Source organism: Massilia genomosp. 1 (genome assembly GCF_011682185.1).
GTDB lineage: Bacteria > Pseudomonadota > Gammaproteobacteria > Burkholderiales > Burkholderiaceae_D > Telluria_A > Telluria_A rubra.
On record NZ_WHJF01000008.1, the window covers coordinates 1 to 15,180 of the forward strand.

The window sequence follows — 15,180 nt, forward strand, 5'->3', positions numbered from 1 at the left end:
ATCGCCTACCTTCGCATGTCCAAGTTTAAAAACCTTCCGGCCAATCCACTACAACCAGCCGCCGCTCCGTTGCGATCTACCATCTACCGTGCCGGCTGTCCAGTTCCACTCAAAACGGCATAGAGCCCCACTACGTCACCACTATCGCGTTCGATGAGACGGTGCGAGCCTATGTACCAGCACCACTGCCACCAGTGCCCGCATTGGAACTATCGCCTTTGCTGATACGCAAATTGAGCGACGCCGATCGCGCTATCGGGCGCTTGGACGGCATCGCCATGATGTTACCGGACAAGGCCCTATTTCTATACATGTACGTTAGAAAAGAGGCGGTGTTATCGTCGCAGATCGAAGGCACGCAGTCCACTCTTGACGATCTTCTGCGCTTTGAGCTCGCCGCCGCTGCCGGGAAACCAATCGACGATGTCAGCGAGGTGTCAAATTATGTGAAAGCGATGATGTCCGGACTTGAGCGCATGCGCGACCCTGGTCCACAGGGATTACCACTATGTCTTCGACTGCTATGCGACATGCACGCGCTGCTGCTGAAAGACGGGCGTGGCAGCGGCAAAGAACCCGGCGTTTTCCGCCGTTCCCAAAATTGGCTGGGCGGCACACGTCCAGGCAATGCCACTTACGTCCCTCCCCCGGTTCCTGAAATGAAGATTTGCCTGGCGGCGTTGGAAACCTTCCTGCACGAGGACAATGACCTGCCGCCATTAATCAAAGCTGGCCTGCTGCACGTACAGTTTGAATCAATCCATCCGTTCTTGGATGGCAACGGCCGATTGGGTAGATTGCTGATCGCCCTGTTCCTGGTCGAGCAACAAGTGCTGAGGGAACCTTTACTGTACCTGAGCCTGTACTTGAAAACTCACCGGGCTGACTATTATCGCCTGCTGCAGGAGGTCCGTCAGCGAGGCACGTGGGAGGCCTGGCTGGAATTCTTCCTGACAGGCGTGGCGGCAACCGCCAACAATGCCCACGACAGCGCGCTGCGCATTGTGGCATTGTTCGCCGCTGATCGAGCTCGCATCGTAGCGGTCGGTGAACAAGCCAATTCCATGTTGCGCGTGCATGAGCTGCTCCAAAATCAACCGTTCGTGAACGCGAGCCAGGTTTGCGAACGAACAGGCCTTAGCATGCCAACGGTGAATAATGCGTTGACCGGGTTGGAAAAACTCCAGCTCGTGAAAGAAATCACCGGCAAGCTACGCGGCCGGGTTTATGCCTATCAGGCGTTCCTGCGCATCATAGATGAAGGAACTGACGTCAAATGACCGCAGATCTTCCCTGGGATTATTGGGCGATGGCGTACGGCTAAACGAACAATCGCTTTCATCAAACCCGCCATGTTCCGCCACGTCCGCCCTGATGCCAGGTGGCGAGAGGCCCGGAAACACCTCGGGCGCATTACGCAAAACGCATCGCCACCGCACCGCCGGCAATCATGCCGACCGCGCACAGGCGCCGCACGCCGAGCCGCTCGCGCAGGAACACGCTGGCGATCAGCGCCGCAAACAGGATCGACGTTTCGCGCAGCGCGGCGATGACGGCCACCGGCGCCGCCGTCATCGCCCACAGGGCCAGCCCGTACGAGGCCATCGAAACAAAGCCGCCGAGCAGGCCGGTCTTCCAGTACCGGCCCGCATAAGCGCGCAAGGCCTGGCGCTCGCCCATCACCGACACGAGCAGCACAGCGGCCGACAGCGCGAACAGCCACAGTGTGTAGGCCAGCGGCGCGCCGGAGCGGCGCACGCCGATGCCGTCGACCAGCGTGTAGCACGCGATCACGGCGGCGTTGAGCAAGGCGAACAAGGTGGCGCGGCGCGAGGGCGGCGTGGCGCCAGCGGCGCGCCACAGGCTCATCGCCAGCACGCCGGCGCAAATGAGCGCGATCGCGCCATACTGCCGCAGGCTGAGCACTTCCCCGACGAACGCGGCGGAAGCGAATGCCACCAGCAAGGGCGCGCTGCCGCGCATCAGCGGATACGCGTGGCTCATGTCGCCATGCGCATAGGCGGCGGCCAGCAGCCGGTAGTAAGCCAGGTGGCAGCAGGCCGACGCGATCAGCCACGGCCAGCTGGCCGGCGCCGGCAGCGCCAGGAACGGCAGCGCCAGCGCGGCCAGCACAGCGCCGCCGCTGGCCACCAGCACCGTGGAAAGGAGTTTATCGGGGCCGGCCTTGACCAGTGCATTCCAGCTCGCGTGCAGCAGCGCGGCGAGCAGCACCAGCAGCACGATGGCGCCGGACACGGGCGGCCGGCCTTGCCTAGCGGGCCAGCAGGCGCGCCAGCAGCGCCTGCGGCTCGGCTTCGACCATCATCAGCCCCACATGGTCTTCGCGCACGAAGGCTTCGCGATGCTGGTGCATGACAAACGCGGCCAGCAGGTCGTAGAAGCCGCCGGTATTGAGCACGCCGACCGGCTTGCGGTGGATGCCGAGCTGCGACCAGGTCAGCATCTCGAACAGTTCTTCGAGCGTGCCCATCCCGCCCGGCATGGCGATGAAGCCATCCGACAGCTCGGCCATCATGGCTTTGCGCTCATGCATGTCGCGCACGATGAACAGCTTGCTCAGGCCGCCGTGCGCCAGTTCGCGTTCGACCAGCGCCTGCGGAATCACGCCGACCGCGTCGCCGCCCAGGCGCAGCACTTCGTCGGCGATGACGCCCATCAGGCCGACCTTGCCGCCGCCATATACCAGGCCGATGCCCTGTTCCACCAGCGCGCGGCCCATGGCGCGCGCGCTGTCCGCGTACAGCGGCGAGGCGCCGTACGAGGCGCCGCAATAGACTGCGATTGACTTCATTGTGTGCCGCTTCTTGTCTGAGTTTTCTTATTTAAGCTTTTTGAGGTATTCCTCGGACAGCTTCTGGAACAGCAGGTGCGTGTCGCCGCGCAGGTAGGGACCGATCTGCGAGAGCACCTGGTAGCAGCCGCGCGCCAGCGCGTCCGACATGGCCTGCTGCTCCGAATACTTGCGCGGATTGAGCACGTATTCGTACGACAGCCAGTAGGTGGCCACCACCACCATGTTGGTGGCCATGGCGTTGATGTCGGCGTCCGACGCTTCGAGCGACTTTTCGCTGCGCAGGTCTTCGCACAACTCCTTGGCCACCTTGATCTTGTGCGCCAGGATCAGCTTGAAATGCAGTTCGAGCTTGCGGTTGCGCGAGAGCAGGTCGTTCAGGTCGCGATAGAAAAAACGGTAGCGCCAGATCAGTTCGAACATCAGATGCAGGTAGATCCACACATCCTCGATGTTCGAGCGGCGCCCGTCCGGCACCGTCAGGATGCGCTCGATCTCGGCTTCGAACTGCACGAAGATCGAATTGACGATGTCATCCTTGTTGCGAAAATGGTAGTAGAGATTGCCCGGAGAAATATTCATCTCCTCGGCGATCACCGTGGTGGTGATATTCGGCTCGCCGAACTCGTTAAACAGCCGCAACGACAATTCGAGGATGCGTTCACGGGTGCGGCGGGGAGCTTTCTGTAGCATGGCGGGGCGGTCGGTGTTTTTTCTCATGCAAGCATAACACCGAACATGGCTGCCCTCACAGGGTCAAATGACAATACCCCGGCGTACGGTCAGGCGCCCTGCCCGCCTTTCGGCGCGGGCGTTTTGGCCGCTGCGCGCTTGCGTGGCGCCGCTGCGGCCTTGGCTACCGCCTTGGCGGCCGGCTTGGCAGGCGCCCCGGCCGCGCGCTTGGCTGCCGGCTTGGGGGCCGGCTTGGCTGCTACCGGCCTGGCGGGAGCCGCTTGAGCGCTCAGTTGCGCCACCAGCTTGCTCAGTTCCTCGACGCGCACGGCCAGCGCCTCGACTTCCGCCCGGGTCGGCACGCCCATGCCGGCCAGGGCGCGCGTGACGCGGTCTTCGAACACCTGCTCCATCTTGTCCCACGATCCGGACGCCTGGCGCGCCACCAGTTCGGCCACGCTGGCGGCGCCCTCGGCCACGCCGCCGGCCTTGTCCTCGGCCATCGAGCGGGTGCGTTTTTGCAGGTCGTTGCCTTCCTGGACCAGTTTGCTGAACACCCGGCTGCCCTCTTCCTGCGCCTTGGCGAACGCGCCAAGGCCGGCTTGCCAGATCTGGTGCGCCGAGGTGCGTACGGCGTCGGCCAGTTGCGAGTCGTCCTCGACGGCCTGCGGCTTGAGTTTTTTTGTCATTGCGGAACTCCGTGAATGAAATGTGGGTCGGATCGCTGCGGTCCATTCTAGTGAGCTACGCTAGAGAGTGCGTTCTAAAGCGCACCGGGTGCCAGTCAGTCCCGGGACGCGACGCGCGCCATTGTGGCATACACATGCTTGTTGGGCGTAAGCTTGAAGCGCGGATCGCGCGGATAGCACGTGTCCGCAATCGACACGCCATACAGGCCGGCGAGCACCTCGGCCACGGCCGGGGAACGGCTGGCGCCGGCGAAACAATGCACCAGCAGCAGGTCGATCCCGTCGTGTACGAGCACCTCCCGCAGGTCGCGCAAGATGGCCTGGGCGATCGCTTCCGTGAACAGATGCCGCGCCGGCGCGCGGGCAGCGTCCGGCTCGACGTCGTCGAAGGCATATTCGCGCACCCAGGCGTGTCCCGCGCGCAGCGGCGGATAGACGTGGTGCCCGACCGCCTGGCCGTCGAGGATGCGGATGACGTAGGTGCGCGCGGCCACCTCTGGCGGCACCTCGCTGGCGTCGTCGGCGCTCATGAACAACACGCTGCCCACCTGGCCCACGCTGGCTTGTTTATCTGGCGTCATCGGGCTTACTCCATATCCAGCAGCACCACATCGGATGCGAACACGGTCAGACGCGTATTCGCGCTCAAAAAATAGATGGCGTCATGCCGCACAGCGCGGCCGTACGCAAAATGGTCGGTCCATGCCTTGGCCGCTTCCGAATCGGGATACTCCACCAGCGCTTCGATATGCACCGTGCGCAGTTGGTCGTATTCGAAGGGGTGCAGCGAAGGACCGGGCCCACAGCGCCGGCCCGCATCGCTATTGCCTGTTGCCGCTCTCCGGGTCGCTCTGCGAAAGACGGTAATGATTGCGCAGAATTTCCAGGAGCGTCTCGGCAAAACCGGGCGCCGAGCCAGGCGATCGGCGCGCACCCGCCAGGGCCTCCTGCATATTTGGACATTGATTGTAACGGCTCGCGAACGGCCGCACCCGAGATTTGCATTGCCTCATCGCCATGTTGTATAGACGCGGCTCAAGGTCTGTCTTGCGTTGTCCAGGGCTTGATCGTCCTGCCGCATGCGGCGTTCCACGGATCGTAGTCGGCGCCGCTGCGGCGCGCCCAGACGGTAACGTCGGCGTCGTACGCGGTGCGGTAGTTCAGCGCCACCATTTCCTCGCTACTCGATCCGGTGGCGCCGACATCGATCGCGTGCAGCGCGAACGGCAGCGAACGATAGCGCGCACAGTCGCTGTTTCCGGCCATCAGCAAGCGCGCTTTGTCCAGCAATGTGGCCTGCTGCGCCAGCACGGCCGTCAACTCCGTGTCGGGCATGCGCTGCAACAGCTCCACCGGCTTGGCCGGGATCGCACAGCCGCTGGCGCGGTCGAGCCAGACGAACTGGCGCAGATGCTCGTCGGCGCTCCACTGGCCGCTGGCGGCGTAAGTAAATTCGATGCGCTGCATGCGGCACAGCAGCTTGAGTCCGCGCCGCGGCGCCATATTGACCGTTGCCGTGAGCTGCCACCGCGCGTCAATGTGCGGGCGCGTGACGGCAAACGCCGGCTGCGCACCGTGATTATCGGGAAAGCGCTTCTGGTAATACGCATGGAAGGTTTTCACCTCGGCCTCGGACGGCGCGCGCGCCTGGAGGGGAATCATGGTTTCGGCGGCGGCAGGCGCGCCCGCCGCCAGCATCGACAGCATCGCCAGCGCCCGTGCGCCCCTCATGCGCGCGCCAGCAGGCGCCGCTCGACCGATGCGCCGGCGCGCATGCCGAACGTGAAGCGGGTGGCGCCATCGTCGGAAACCACGTCCAGCGTAGCGCCGTGCGAACGGGCGATTTCGGACGCGATGAACAGGCCCAAGCCCAGGCCCTCGCTGGCGACCTGGCTGGACGCGCGCCAGAATGGCTTGAACAGCTGCCCGATCCTGGCCGGCGCGATGGCCGGCCCGCCGTTGCTGACGCTGATCTCGAACTGGCCGTCGCGCGCGCGGGCGCTGACCTGCACCGGCTCGCTGCGCGCGCCATGCACCAGCGCGTTCTTGAGCAGGTTCGACAGCAACTGCTGGATGCGCGCCGGGTCGCAGTACACGGTCTCGGGCAGGTCGATTTCGAGCCCGATGCGCTGTTCCGGATAGGCGCCCTGCAGCTCGGCCACCACCTGTTCGAGCGACTGCCGCAAGCCGCTCTCGTTACGCAAGTCGAGCGCGATGCCGCCACCCATGCGTCCTCGCGTAAAATCCATGACGTCGTTGACCAGCGCCGAAATGCGCAGCGCACTGCGCCGCATGCGCTCGAGCACGCCCTCGGCCTGCGCGCTCAAGTGCTCGCGCCGCAGCAGCTCGGTGCCGAGCATGATCGACGACAGCGGGGTGCGCACATCGTGCCCGAGCACGGCGATGAACTGCTCGCGCAACTCCGACGTATCGCGCTCGCCCAGCAGGGCCGACTGCGATTCGCTCAGTTTCAGTTCGGTTTCGAGGTGCTTGGAGATGAGCTGGGCGAACAGCGTCATGCTCGACACGGTGGCCGTGTTCGACAACTGCGCCGGCAAGGGATCGAGCCCGCACAAGGTGCCGAAACAGGAGCCGTCCGGCCGCTGGATCGGCAGCGAGATGTAACTCTGGAAGCCGTACATGCGCGGGGTGTGGTGGTGGCGGTAGCGCGTATCTTCGCTCACATTGTCGATGATGACGGGCCGCTTGGTGTCGCGCACTTGCTCGCACAAGGTGCTGGCCACATCGAGGCCGTCGCCGACCTTCAGGCCGAACCCGAGTTCGTCGCGCACCGCGCAGGTGGTCCACGAATCTTGCGCCACGCGCGCGATGCAGACCAAGCGCAGCCCCGTGATCGCGGCCACCGCTTCGAGGATGGTTGGCACTGATGAAATCGCCTCGATGGCGGCGATATCGGCAGCTATATCTGTTTGCATCAATCTCTCTTGCGCGAAAACCCGGTTGGACGAAGCGCAATCGTATCATGCGGGCCGGGTCCCGGAGATTTATGGGCGCGCTATCAGGCCGCCTGGCGCCCGTGCATCTGGCGGTGCAGGCGGAAGCCCTCGCGGATATTCTCGCGCAGGACCGCTCCCTTCCACGGCTTGGTGTAAAAACGGTCGATCGCCCCGTGGTTAATCGCCGCCATGATGGGCGTGAGGTCCGAATACGCCGACAGCATGATGCGGAAGGTATCCGGGCACAGGTTCTTGACCCGCTCCATGAATTCGGTCCCGCTCATGAGCGGCATGCACTGGTCGCACAGGATCACCTGCACCTTGTGGCGCGCCAGGATATCGAAGCCTTCGGCCGCCGTCTGCGCGGTCAGGATGCGGTAGCCGTCCTGCGCCAGGAAGTCCGACAGCACGTCGAGCATGAAGGCGTCGTCGTCGACGATGAGCAGGGTTTGCTGGTTCAGCAGCGACTCGTCGAGCGGCGGCATCAGGTACTTGCCTTCGCCGAGCATCTGTTCGAATTCTTCTTCCGGCAGCGGGCGGCTGAAGTAGTAGCCCTGCATCTCGTCGCAGCCGTGGCGGCGCAGGTAGGCCAGTTGCGCATCCTTCTCCACGCCTTCGGCGATCACCTGCAGTTTCAGGCTGTGCGCCATGTTGATGATGGCCAGCACGATGGCCGCGTCGTCCGGGTTGCTGGTCACTTCGCGCACGAACGCGATGTCGATCTTCAGCTTGTCGATCGGGAAGCGCTTCAGGTACGCCAGGCTCGAATAGCCGGTACCGAAATCGTCGATCGAAATCTGGATGCCGAGCGCCTTCAGGTTGCGCAGCACGGTAATCGTGTCTTCCGCGTTCGACATGAGCGAACTTTCGGTCAGTTCGAGCTCCAGCAGTTCGGGCGCGATGTCGTGTACCTTGATCGCGTTGAGCACTTCCTGTTCCAGGCCGCCGACGAAAAACTGGATGCCCGAGACGTTTACCGACAGGTGTACCGGCCCGATCTTGCTCTTGCCCCAGTCGCTGATCTTGCGGCACGCTTCATTGAGCACCCAGGTGCCGACCCGCACGATCAGGCCCGTCTCTTCCAGGATCGGGATGAACAGGCCCGGGGACACCATGCCATGGCCCGGCCGCTTCCAGCGGATCAGCGCTTCGGCGCCGCTGATGCGGCCCGACCCGATATGCACCTTGGGCTGGTAGTACAGCACGAATTCGCCATGGTCGATGGCGCGCCGCAGCGCGTTTTCCAGGTCCAGCCGGGCCAGCGACTGCGCGTTCATCTCGGCCGTGAAAAAGCGGAACGCATCGCGCCCGGCTTCCTTGGCGCGGTACATGGCCGTGTCGGCGTACTTGATCAGGGTGTCGGCGTCGAGCCCATCGTCCGGGTAGACGGTGATGCCGATGCTGGCCGTGACGGTCACCTCGTGCCCTTCCAGGTCGAACGGGCGGCGCAGGGTTTCGCGGATCTTGTCGACCACGGCGATCGCCGTCTGCGGCCCTTCCGGCAGCATCAGGATGGCGGCGAATTCGTCGCCGCCGAAGCGGCCGATGGTGTCGCGCACGCGCAGGCAGTCGACCAGGCGGCCGGCGAACTGGCGCAGCAACTCGTCGCCGATCGGATGGCCGAGCGTGTCGTTGACGGTCTTGAAGCGGTCCACGTCGAGAAACAGCACCCCCACCGCCCAGCGGTGTTCCCCGGCCTGTTCCAGCGCGCGCGTGAGCGACGAATAGAACTGGCTGCGGTTGGGCAGCCCGGTCAGGGTGTCGAAGTGGGCCAGTTTGAGCAGGCGCAGTTCGGCTTCCTTGCGCTCGGTGATATCGCGCGCCACCGCCACCAGGATCCAGCTCGAACCGGAGCGCAAGGTGCGGCGCTGCACTTCGACCGACAGCGGCGAGCCATCCTTGCGCTGCAGGAGCAGTTCGGCCATGGCGCCCGACTGGTCGCCCGAGAGCAGCTTGTCGTACAGCTCTTTCAGGCGCAGCTTGTCGTTCTCGTCCTCGCCCGGCCGGGCCGGCGCCGACAGCGCCAGGAAGTCGTCGCGAAAAAAACCGAGCATGCGGCAGGCGGTGGCGTTGACGTCGACAAACGCCATGCCCGAGCGGTCGATCAGGAAAATGGCGTCGGCGGTGGCGTCCATCGCCGTGCGAAAGCGCCGCAAGTCTTCGTCGAGGCGAATGCGCGCGGTCATGTCGGCCGTCAGCTGCGAGTGGTGGCGCTTGATCTCTTCGTACAGCAGCAGGTTTTCGTAGGCCGCCGCGATCTGCGCGCTGACCGTCACCGCAACGCGCTCGTCGACTTCCGAAAAGCCGTCGGCGCCGAGTTTGTCGACCAGGTACAGCCAGCCATGCACGCGCTCGCGCGAGGCGATCGGCACGCCGAGGAAGGAATGCACGGGCGGGTGGCCCTGCGGCAGGCCGACCGAGCGCGGGTCGCCGTCGATGCCGTCCATGCGCACCGGGATTTTGTCGTCGAGCAGTTTGGCCAGCACCCCGGCGCGCGGGGTGGCCGCCACCACGCGCGCCTGGCGGTTTTCGCCGCACGAGGAAAAGTAGCTCAGTTCATCGGCGCCTTCATCGAGCACGCCGATGCAGGCGTATTTGGACACGCAGATGTTCTGCGCCACGCGGCAGCCGATGGCCAGCAGCGCGGTCGGATCGCGCTCGGCCCCGAGTTCGATCCCGAGTTCGATCAGGGCCGTCAGGCGCAGGCTCACCGCCTGCAGGCTCGATAAGGAACTCGAGAGCCGGTCGGTCATCTGGGACAGGTCGTACGAGGGCTCGGGCAGGCCGTGGCTGGCGATGCGCGAGAGTACCTGGCTGCTGCTCGACTCGACTTCGACCAGGTATTCGGCCACCGTGTTATCGATCGAGAACATACGGCTCGGCTCGGCCGGCGGCGCCGTGAACGAGGGCAGCATGACCGGGTCGGTGATCCCGAGCGCCTCGTGTACGGTGCGCAGGATCACATCCGGGTCGGACGGTTTCGGCAGCACCCAATGCACCCCGCAGGCCTGCGCCATCTTGTTCGCTTCGCGTTCGCGGTAGGTGGCGGTGTAGAAGATCACCGGCAGGTCGGCCGTGGCCGGATCGCTGTGCAGGCGCGTGACGAATTCGTAGCCATCCATGTTCGGCATGAGGATGTCCGAGATGACCAGGTCGGGCCGCTCGGCATGCACCATCTTCAGGCCTTCGACGCCGTTGGCCGCTTCCACCAGGCGGTGGCCGCCGTAGCCGAGCAGGGTCATCAAAAATTCGCGGTTCAGTACATGGTCGTCCACGATCAGGATGGTGGCCTGCTTGTCGGCGCGGCCCTCCCGCGCCGGCGCGGCGGTCGGCACGGCCACGCTTTCCTCGATACTGGTCACCAGCGCGGACGGCGCCTGCAGCGGCAAGAAGCTCTCCAGCTGGGCCACGAAGGTATCGGGCTCGATCGGTTTGCCGATGTAGCCGTCGAAGCCGGCGTCGAGCAGGCGTTCGCGGTCGCCCACCATGGCCAGCGCGGTCACCGCCAGCACCGGAATCACGGCCAGCGCGGCATCGCCCTTGAGCGCGGCCACCACGCCGTAGCCGTCCAGCCTGGGCAGATGCACATCGCAGATGATCAGGTCCGGCAGCGTCTCCCGGGCGGTGTCGACGCCGCTCACGCCGTCGTACGCCGTCAATGGGGTATAGCCGAATGCCTTCAGCAGATACACCATCAACTCCATGTTGGTGGTGTTGTCTTCGATTATGAGGATGCGTGCGGACACTGTTGCGCTCCTGGGTTATGCCTGTACTCGTGCAACTGGTGGAATCGCATTTTGAACTCGTCCGTTGCATCCTGACACATCCGTGCGCAGAAACGCAATTGCGCACGACGCAATCAAGGGGACAGGGACCAAAGCAGTCGCTATTCGGCGACAAAACCCGCTTCGGCCATGCTGGCCAGACAATAATCTCACCAATAATCACAAGAAGAAAATCGGGTTGTCCATGACAATCAATTTCCTGATGAATGTATCACGGCTCCAGCAGGTGTTGCTAAAGATTATCCTGGGGTGTGGACAGCTTGGCAATTTCCAGCATCAGGCGCGCCAGCACGCGCCGGTTGCGTCCCAGCGCCACGTGGCCGACGCCGCCGAAAGCGATATTCCGGGCGCCTTCGAGCACGCTCGACGTTTGCGGGGCGACGATGTTGTCGTGGTGGGTGAAGATCGACGTGATCAGCGCGCGCGTGTGCGCGCTTTCGCTGGCGGCCAGTTGGCGCAGCCAGGTGCCGGCGGCGGCGTCGCCGCCCTCGTCGTACTGCATCTGGACCGCGTTCAGGCCGGGGCCTTTGCTGGCCAGGCTGGTGCCGTGGTGCGGCGTACCGATGGTAAATACATGCGCCACCTGCGCGCTGCCATGGGCGCGCAGGTAGGCGCGCGCCACCAGCCCGCCCATGCTGTGGCCGACGATGATCACGCGCGGCGCGCCGCTGGCGGCGCACAGGGCGTCGATGGCGCGCCGCACCGCCGGCACGAAGTCGTCGATCCCGGCCAGCATCGGTTCCAGGTCGAGCGTGGCGTGGCTGATGCGCGCCGCATCGAGCTCGCGCACCAGGTGGGCCCAGTAGCCGCTGTTGCAGCCGTACCCGTGCAGCAGCAGCAGCGGCGGCGCCGTGCTGCCCGCGTGGATGCGCTGGTGCGCCAGCGCGTGCGCCATGAACCACGAGGAATGGGTCAGGGTCGCGATGAATTCTTCGGCAAACAGGCGCAGCATGGCCCCCGCGCCGATCCTGAACGGCGCCGGGGTGGCGCTGGAAAAGCGCGCCGTGGCCCTGAAGTTGTTCGCCGTGAGCAGCATCCGGGCCAGCAGCACGCAGGCCATGCCGCAGGCCAGCGCCAGCGGCGTCGAGGCCACTGCGCCGTAACGCAGCGCGCCATACGCGATGGCGCCGGCCAGCGCCAGCTGCGCCAGCAGCACCCAGCGCAGCATGGCGCGCGCGCTCATGCCGCCGGCGCCAGCGGCGCGGTGGGACGCCCGGTCAGCGCCTGCGCCAGCTCGCTCGCCAGGCGCGCCGTGATGCCGTACACCGACAGTTGCGGATTGGCGCCGATGGCGGTCGGGAACAGCGAACCGTCATGCACCGACAGGTTGCGCACCCCGTGGTAGCGGCCATTGGCCCCGACCACGCCGCGCCGCTCATCGTCGCTCATGGTGCAGCCGCCCATCACGTGGGCCGACACCACGCGCGTGATGTGCTCTTTGAGCGGCAGCGCGCCTATGCCTTTCTTGGCGGCCTCCCAGCTGGTGTAGCGCGCGGCCAGTTCATGCACCGGCTGCACGCTGGCGGCGCCGGCGGCGAACTGGATTTCGGCCATCGACAAAAAGGCGCGCCGCACGCCGTCCCACAAAAAGTCGCCGAGCGGGTAGTCGAGCAGCGCCGCGCCCTCGCGGGTGAGGCCCACGCTGCCGCCGGGGGAGTCGTCATGGAAGCCGTCGCGCAGCAGCGCCAGCAAGCCATGCACGTGCGGGAACTGGCGCATGGTGTCGGCGTGCGCCTGGCCGTAGCCGGCCATGGTGGTCGAGAGCAGCAAGGGATGCAGGGGCGGCGCTTCGAGCTTGTAGCCGATCGGGCCGTCGATCGGGCCATTCTGCAAGAAATGGTCGGAATAGATGGTCTGCGGCGCGCCGGCAAAGCCGTCCACGCGCTGCGCGAAAATCGCCGCCGAGATCACGGTCGGGTGCAGAAAGGTGCGCCGCCCCAGCAAGCCATGCGGATCGGGGGCGCGTGAACGCAGCAGCAGCGCCGGCGAGTTGATCGCCCCGCCGGCCACGATGAAGTGTTTCGCGCGCAAGGTGAGGGTGTATCCGCTGGCGGCCAGGCCGTCCGCGCCCAGGGCCTCGCACAGCAGGTGATCGACCGCGTCGCCTTTGAAGACCAGGCGCTGGGCGCGCGCATGCGTGACCAGGGTGGCGCCGTGGCTGAGCGCCGACGGAATCGTCGTCACCAGCATCGACTGCTTGGCGTTGGTGGGACAGCCCATGCCGCAGTAGCCGAGGTTCCAGCAGCCTTTGACGTTGCGCTTGATCGCGCCCGAGGAAATGCCGAGCCGTTCGGCGCCGCGCCGCAGCAAGTCGTTGTTTTCGTTGGGCGGGGCTGGCCAGGCGCCGATCGACAGGCGCGCTTCCATCATCGCGAACCAGGGGGCCAGCGCCGCGCCGGTGTAGCTCGACAGGCCGAAGTTTTTCTGCCAGTAGGCCAGGGTCGCATCCGGCGTGCGAAAGCTCGACGTCCAGTTGACGGTGGTCGAGCCGCCCACGGTGCGGCCCTGCAGGATGTTGATCGCCTTGTCGCGCGTCTTGCGCGCGGCCGACTCCTGGTACAGGGCCGGATAGGCGTGCGCTTCGCGCATCTTGAAGTCGCTCGAGGACTTGAGCGCGCCCTCTTCCACGATGATCACCTTCAGGCCGGCCAAGGTCAGGATTTCGGCGGAGACGCCGCCGCCGGCGCCGCTGCCGATAATGACGACATCGGCCTCGATGACGCGGTCCGCTTGCAGGGCGGCGCCGTCGATCACCTTCCAGCCGGCGGCGATGCCGGCCTGGACCGGGTCGGGGATCACAGGAGATGCGGCGCTCATGCCAGTTCCTTCATCGGTCCGGGATAGCCAATCGCGGCCCAGCTCGACGGATCGGCATACCAGGAGCCGATAATCAGGTCGTGCAGCGCGTGGTAGGCGCTTTGCAGCATGCCGAGGCGGTGAAAGCGCCAGTCGTGCAGGAACACGGCGACCTGCTCGACGCTGGCGCCGGCCCAGCCGCCCGGGACGCCCGCCAGCAGGCGCCGCGCGGGCGCCAGCGACAGCAAGCCGAACAAGTCCTGGACTTCCTTTTGCGCCGCCAGCGGCAAGCCAAGGATGGCCTGGTGTACGCGCGCGGTGGTGGCCGCCACGGCCGCGCCGCGCGCACCCGGATCGGCCGGCAAGGCCCCGGCCAGCATGGCCGGCACGATGGCGTCGATGACCGCCTTGGCTTCGCCGTCGAGCGCGAAACGCCCCAGCGGCGAAGGGTGGGTGTAACGGTAAATCCCGCCGCCCGCCGCCAGGGCCAGCGCCGAAAAGGCGCCGACCTTGAGGAAGGTTCTGCGTTTTGTCTCCATGTCGTTGTTTTCCATACTATTTTTTGGGCTAGTGTACGCCAAAGCGGGAACCGCGAAATCGCACAAACTAGAGTCATCCATCTAGTAGATTCTGGTACAAGGACGCGCCTGGGTTAACTTTAAACGTATAGTTATTACTATGTTTTATTACTTTGAGGAACCGTAATTTCGTGTAATAATAGAATGTATTACTATAGAGAATCTGTTTTTTCGCCGGATTCATCAGGACAGGCGCTGCCGGCGAACCCGGGCGCCATCGATCCGCGCCTGCGCGCGCGTTCCTCTTTTTACCCACTTTGCCCGCTACTTTTCTTGCCCGACGATGACGATATACGATCTCAAGCCACGCTTCCAGGCTCTGCTGCGCCCATTCACCACGTGGCTGTTCCGCCGCGCCGTCACGGCCAATATGGTCACCGTGGCGGCCATGCTGGCCTCGGTGGCGTACGGCGCATGGATGTTGCTGGCCGCCTCGACCCTGCCCTACCTGCTGCTGCCGCTGTTCATGTTCGCGCGCATGGCCCTGAACGCGGTCGACGGCATGCTGGCGCGCGAACACGGGCAACAGAGCAAACTGGGCGCCGTGCTCAATGAAGTGGGCGACCTGATCGCCGACGCCGCCCTGCTGGTGCCGTTCGCCACGCTGGCCGGGGTCAGCCCGCAGCTGGTGTACGCGGTCGTGTACCTGTCGGCCCTGACCGAATTTGTCGGCGTCATGGGACAAGTGACCGGCGCCGGACGGCGTTACGACGGCCCGTCCGGCAAAAGCGACCGCGCCTTCCTCTTCGGCCTGCTGGGCCTGTTGATCGGCCTCGGCGTGCCGGTCCTGCCTTACCTCAATCCGGTGCTGATCCTCCTGTTGGTCTTGCTGGCGCTCACTTGCTGGAACCGCGCCCGGCGCGCGGCCGCCGGCGCGCCCTGACGGCACGG

Annotated in this window: 14 protein-coding genes; 2 read left to right on the plus strand and 12 right to left on the minus strand. The window is 65.2% G+C overall.

Features of this window, described 5'->3' with window-relative positions; all coding sequences use genetic code 11:
• Window positions 1-233: 233 nt before the first annotated feature.
• Window positions 234-1,280: a Fic family protein gene (locus F1735_RS04575; RefSeq protein ID WP_229505628.1), complete on the plus strand. Its 1,047-nt coding sequence runs from the start codon at window positions 234-236 to the stop codon at window positions 1,278-1,280.
• 133 nt (window positions 1,281-1,413) lie between these two features.
• Here the strand turns inward: F1735_RS04575 and F1735_RS04580 are convergent, their stop codons facing one another.
• From F1735_RS04580 to F1735_RS04635, 12 genes are all read right to left on the minus strand, one after another.
• A complete protein-coding gene (locus F1735_RS04580; protein WP_167235828.1) occupies window positions 1,414-2,256 on the minus strand; it encodes an EamA family transporter in 843 nt (280 codons plus the stop codon).
• Between the two features lie 16 nt (window positions 2,257-2,272).
• The gene (locus F1735_RS04585) at window positions 2,273-2,812 is read right to left on the minus strand and encodes an LOG family protein (protein ID WP_167235829.1); all 540 of its coding nucleotides are present in this window, start codon (window positions 2,810-2,812) and stop codon (window positions 2,273-2,275) included.
• Window positions 2,813-2,839: 27 nt separating this feature from the next.
• Window positions 2,840-3,505: a TetR/AcrR family transcriptional regulator gene (locus F1735_RS04590; RefSeq protein WP_054263370.1), complete on the minus strand. Its 666-nt coding sequence runs from the start codon at window positions 3,503-3,505 to the stop codon at window positions 2,840-2,842.
• Window positions 3,506-3,594: 89 nt separating this feature from the next.
• Window positions 3,595-4,173, minus strand: coding sequence for a phasin family protein (locus F1735_RS04595; protein ID WP_167235830.1), 579 nt, complete (start codon window positions 4,171-4,173; stop codon window positions 3,595-3,597).
• A 95-nt stretch (window positions 4,174-4,268) separates the two neighbouring features.
• On the minus strand, window positions 4,269-4,754 hold the full coding sequence (locus F1735_RS04600) for a hypothetical protein (RefSeq protein WP_167235831.1): 486 nt from the start codon (window positions 4,752-4,754) through the stop codon (window positions 4,269-4,271).
• 5 nt (window positions 4,755-4,759) lie between these two features.
• Window positions 4,760-5,107, minus strand: a complete 348-nt coding sequence (locus F1735_RS04605) for a hypothetical protein (RefSeq protein ID WP_167235832.1) — start codon at window positions 5,105-5,107, stop codon at window positions 4,760-4,762.
• 101 nt (window positions 5,108-5,208) lie between these two features.
• Entirely contained in the window at window positions 5,209-5,904 is a 696-nt protein-coding gene (locus F1735_RS04610; RefSeq protein ID WP_167235833.1) for a hypothetical protein, read from the minus strand.
• Window positions 5,901-7,109: a GAF domain-containing sensor histidine kinase gene (locus F1735_RS04615; protein WP_167235834.1), complete on the minus strand. Its 1,209-nt coding sequence runs from the start codon at window positions 7,107-7,109 to the stop codon at window positions 5,901-5,903. Before F1735_RS04615 ends, F1735_RS04610 begins: the two co-directional genes overlap by 4 nt.
• 83 nt (window positions 7,110-7,192) lie before the next feature.
• Window positions 7,193-10,876 carry an EAL domain-containing protein gene (locus F1735_RS04620; RefSeq protein WP_167235835.1) on the minus strand — a complete coding sequence of 1,228 codons (3,684 nt, stop codon included), beginning with the start codon at window positions 10,874-10,876 and terminating at the stop codon, window positions 7,193-7,195.
• Between the two features lie 271 nt (window positions 10,877-11,147).
• Window positions 11,148-12,098 (minus strand): esterase/lipase family protein, encoded by a 951-nt coding sequence (locus tag F1735_RS04625; RefSeq protein ID WP_167235836.1) that lies wholly within the window; start codon window positions 12,096-12,098, stop codon window positions 11,148-11,150.
• Window positions 12,095-13,732, minus strand: coding sequence for a GMC family oxidoreductase N-terminal domain-containing protein (locus F1735_RS04630; protein WP_167235837.1), 1,638 nt, complete (start codon window positions 13,730-13,732; stop codon window positions 12,095-12,097). The genes F1735_RS04625 and F1735_RS04630 overlap by 4 nt, the downstream gene beginning before the upstream one ends.
• Complete coding sequence (locus F1735_RS04635) at window positions 13,729-14,250, minus strand: hypothetical protein (protein ID WP_167235838.1); 522 nt, start codon at window positions 14,248-14,250, stop codon at window positions 13,729-13,731. Before F1735_RS04635 ends, F1735_RS04630 begins: the two co-directional genes overlap by 4 nt.
• 322 nt (window positions 14,251-14,572) lie before the next feature.
• Between F1735_RS04635 and F1735_RS04640 the strand changes: the two genes are divergently transcribed.
• Complete coding sequence (locus tag F1735_RS04640) at window positions 14,573-15,172, plus strand: CDP-alcohol phosphatidyltransferase family protein (protein ID WP_167235839.1); 600 nt, start codon at window positions 14,573-14,575, stop codon at window positions 15,170-15,172.
• The last annotated feature ends 8 nt before the right edge of the window (window positions 15,173-15,180 follow it).

Bases quoted from the DNA above. Each gene is read 5' to 3' on its own strand.
- F1735_RS04585 (WP_167235829.1), bottom strand. From the start codon at position 2,812: ATGAAGTCAATCGCAGTCTATTGCGGCGCCTCGTACGGCGCCTCGCCG.
- F1735_RS04590 (WP_054263370.1), bottom strand. From the start codon at position 3,505: ATGCTACAGAAAGCTCCCCGCCGCACCCGTGAACGCATCCTCGAATTG.
- F1735_RS04595 (WP_167235830.1), bottom strand. From the start codon at position 4,173: ATGACAAAAAAACTCAAGCCGCAGGCCGTCGAGGACGACTCGCAACTG.
- F1735_RS04600 (WP_167235831.1), bottom strand. From the start codon at position 4,754: ATGACGCCAGATAAACAAGCCAGCGTGGGCCAGGTGGGCAGCGTGTTG.
- F1735_RS04610 (WP_167235833.1), bottom strand. From the start codon at position 5,904: ATGAGGGGCGCACGGGCGCTGGCGATGCTGTCGATGCTGGCGGCGGGC.
- F1735_RS04615 (WP_167235834.1), bottom strand. From the start codon at position 7,109: ATGCAAACAGATATAGCTGCCGATATCGCCGCCATCGAGGCGATTTCA.
- F1735_RS04625 (WP_167235836.1), bottom strand. From the start codon at position 12,098: ATGAGCGCGCGCGCCATGCTGCGCTGGGTGCTGCTGGCGCAGCTGGCG.
- F1735_RS04630 (WP_167235837.1), bottom strand. From the start codon at position 13,732: ATGAGCGCCGCATCTCCTGTGATCCCCGACCCGGTCCAGGCCGGCATC.
- F1735_RS04635 (WP_167235838.1), bottom strand. From the start codon at position 14,250: ATGGAGACAAAACGCAGAACCTTCCTCAAGGTCGGCGCCTTTTCGGCG.
- F1735_RS04640 (WP_167235839.1), top strand. From the start codon at position 14,573: ATGACGATATACGATCTCAAGCCACGCTTCCAGGCTCTGCTGCGCCCA.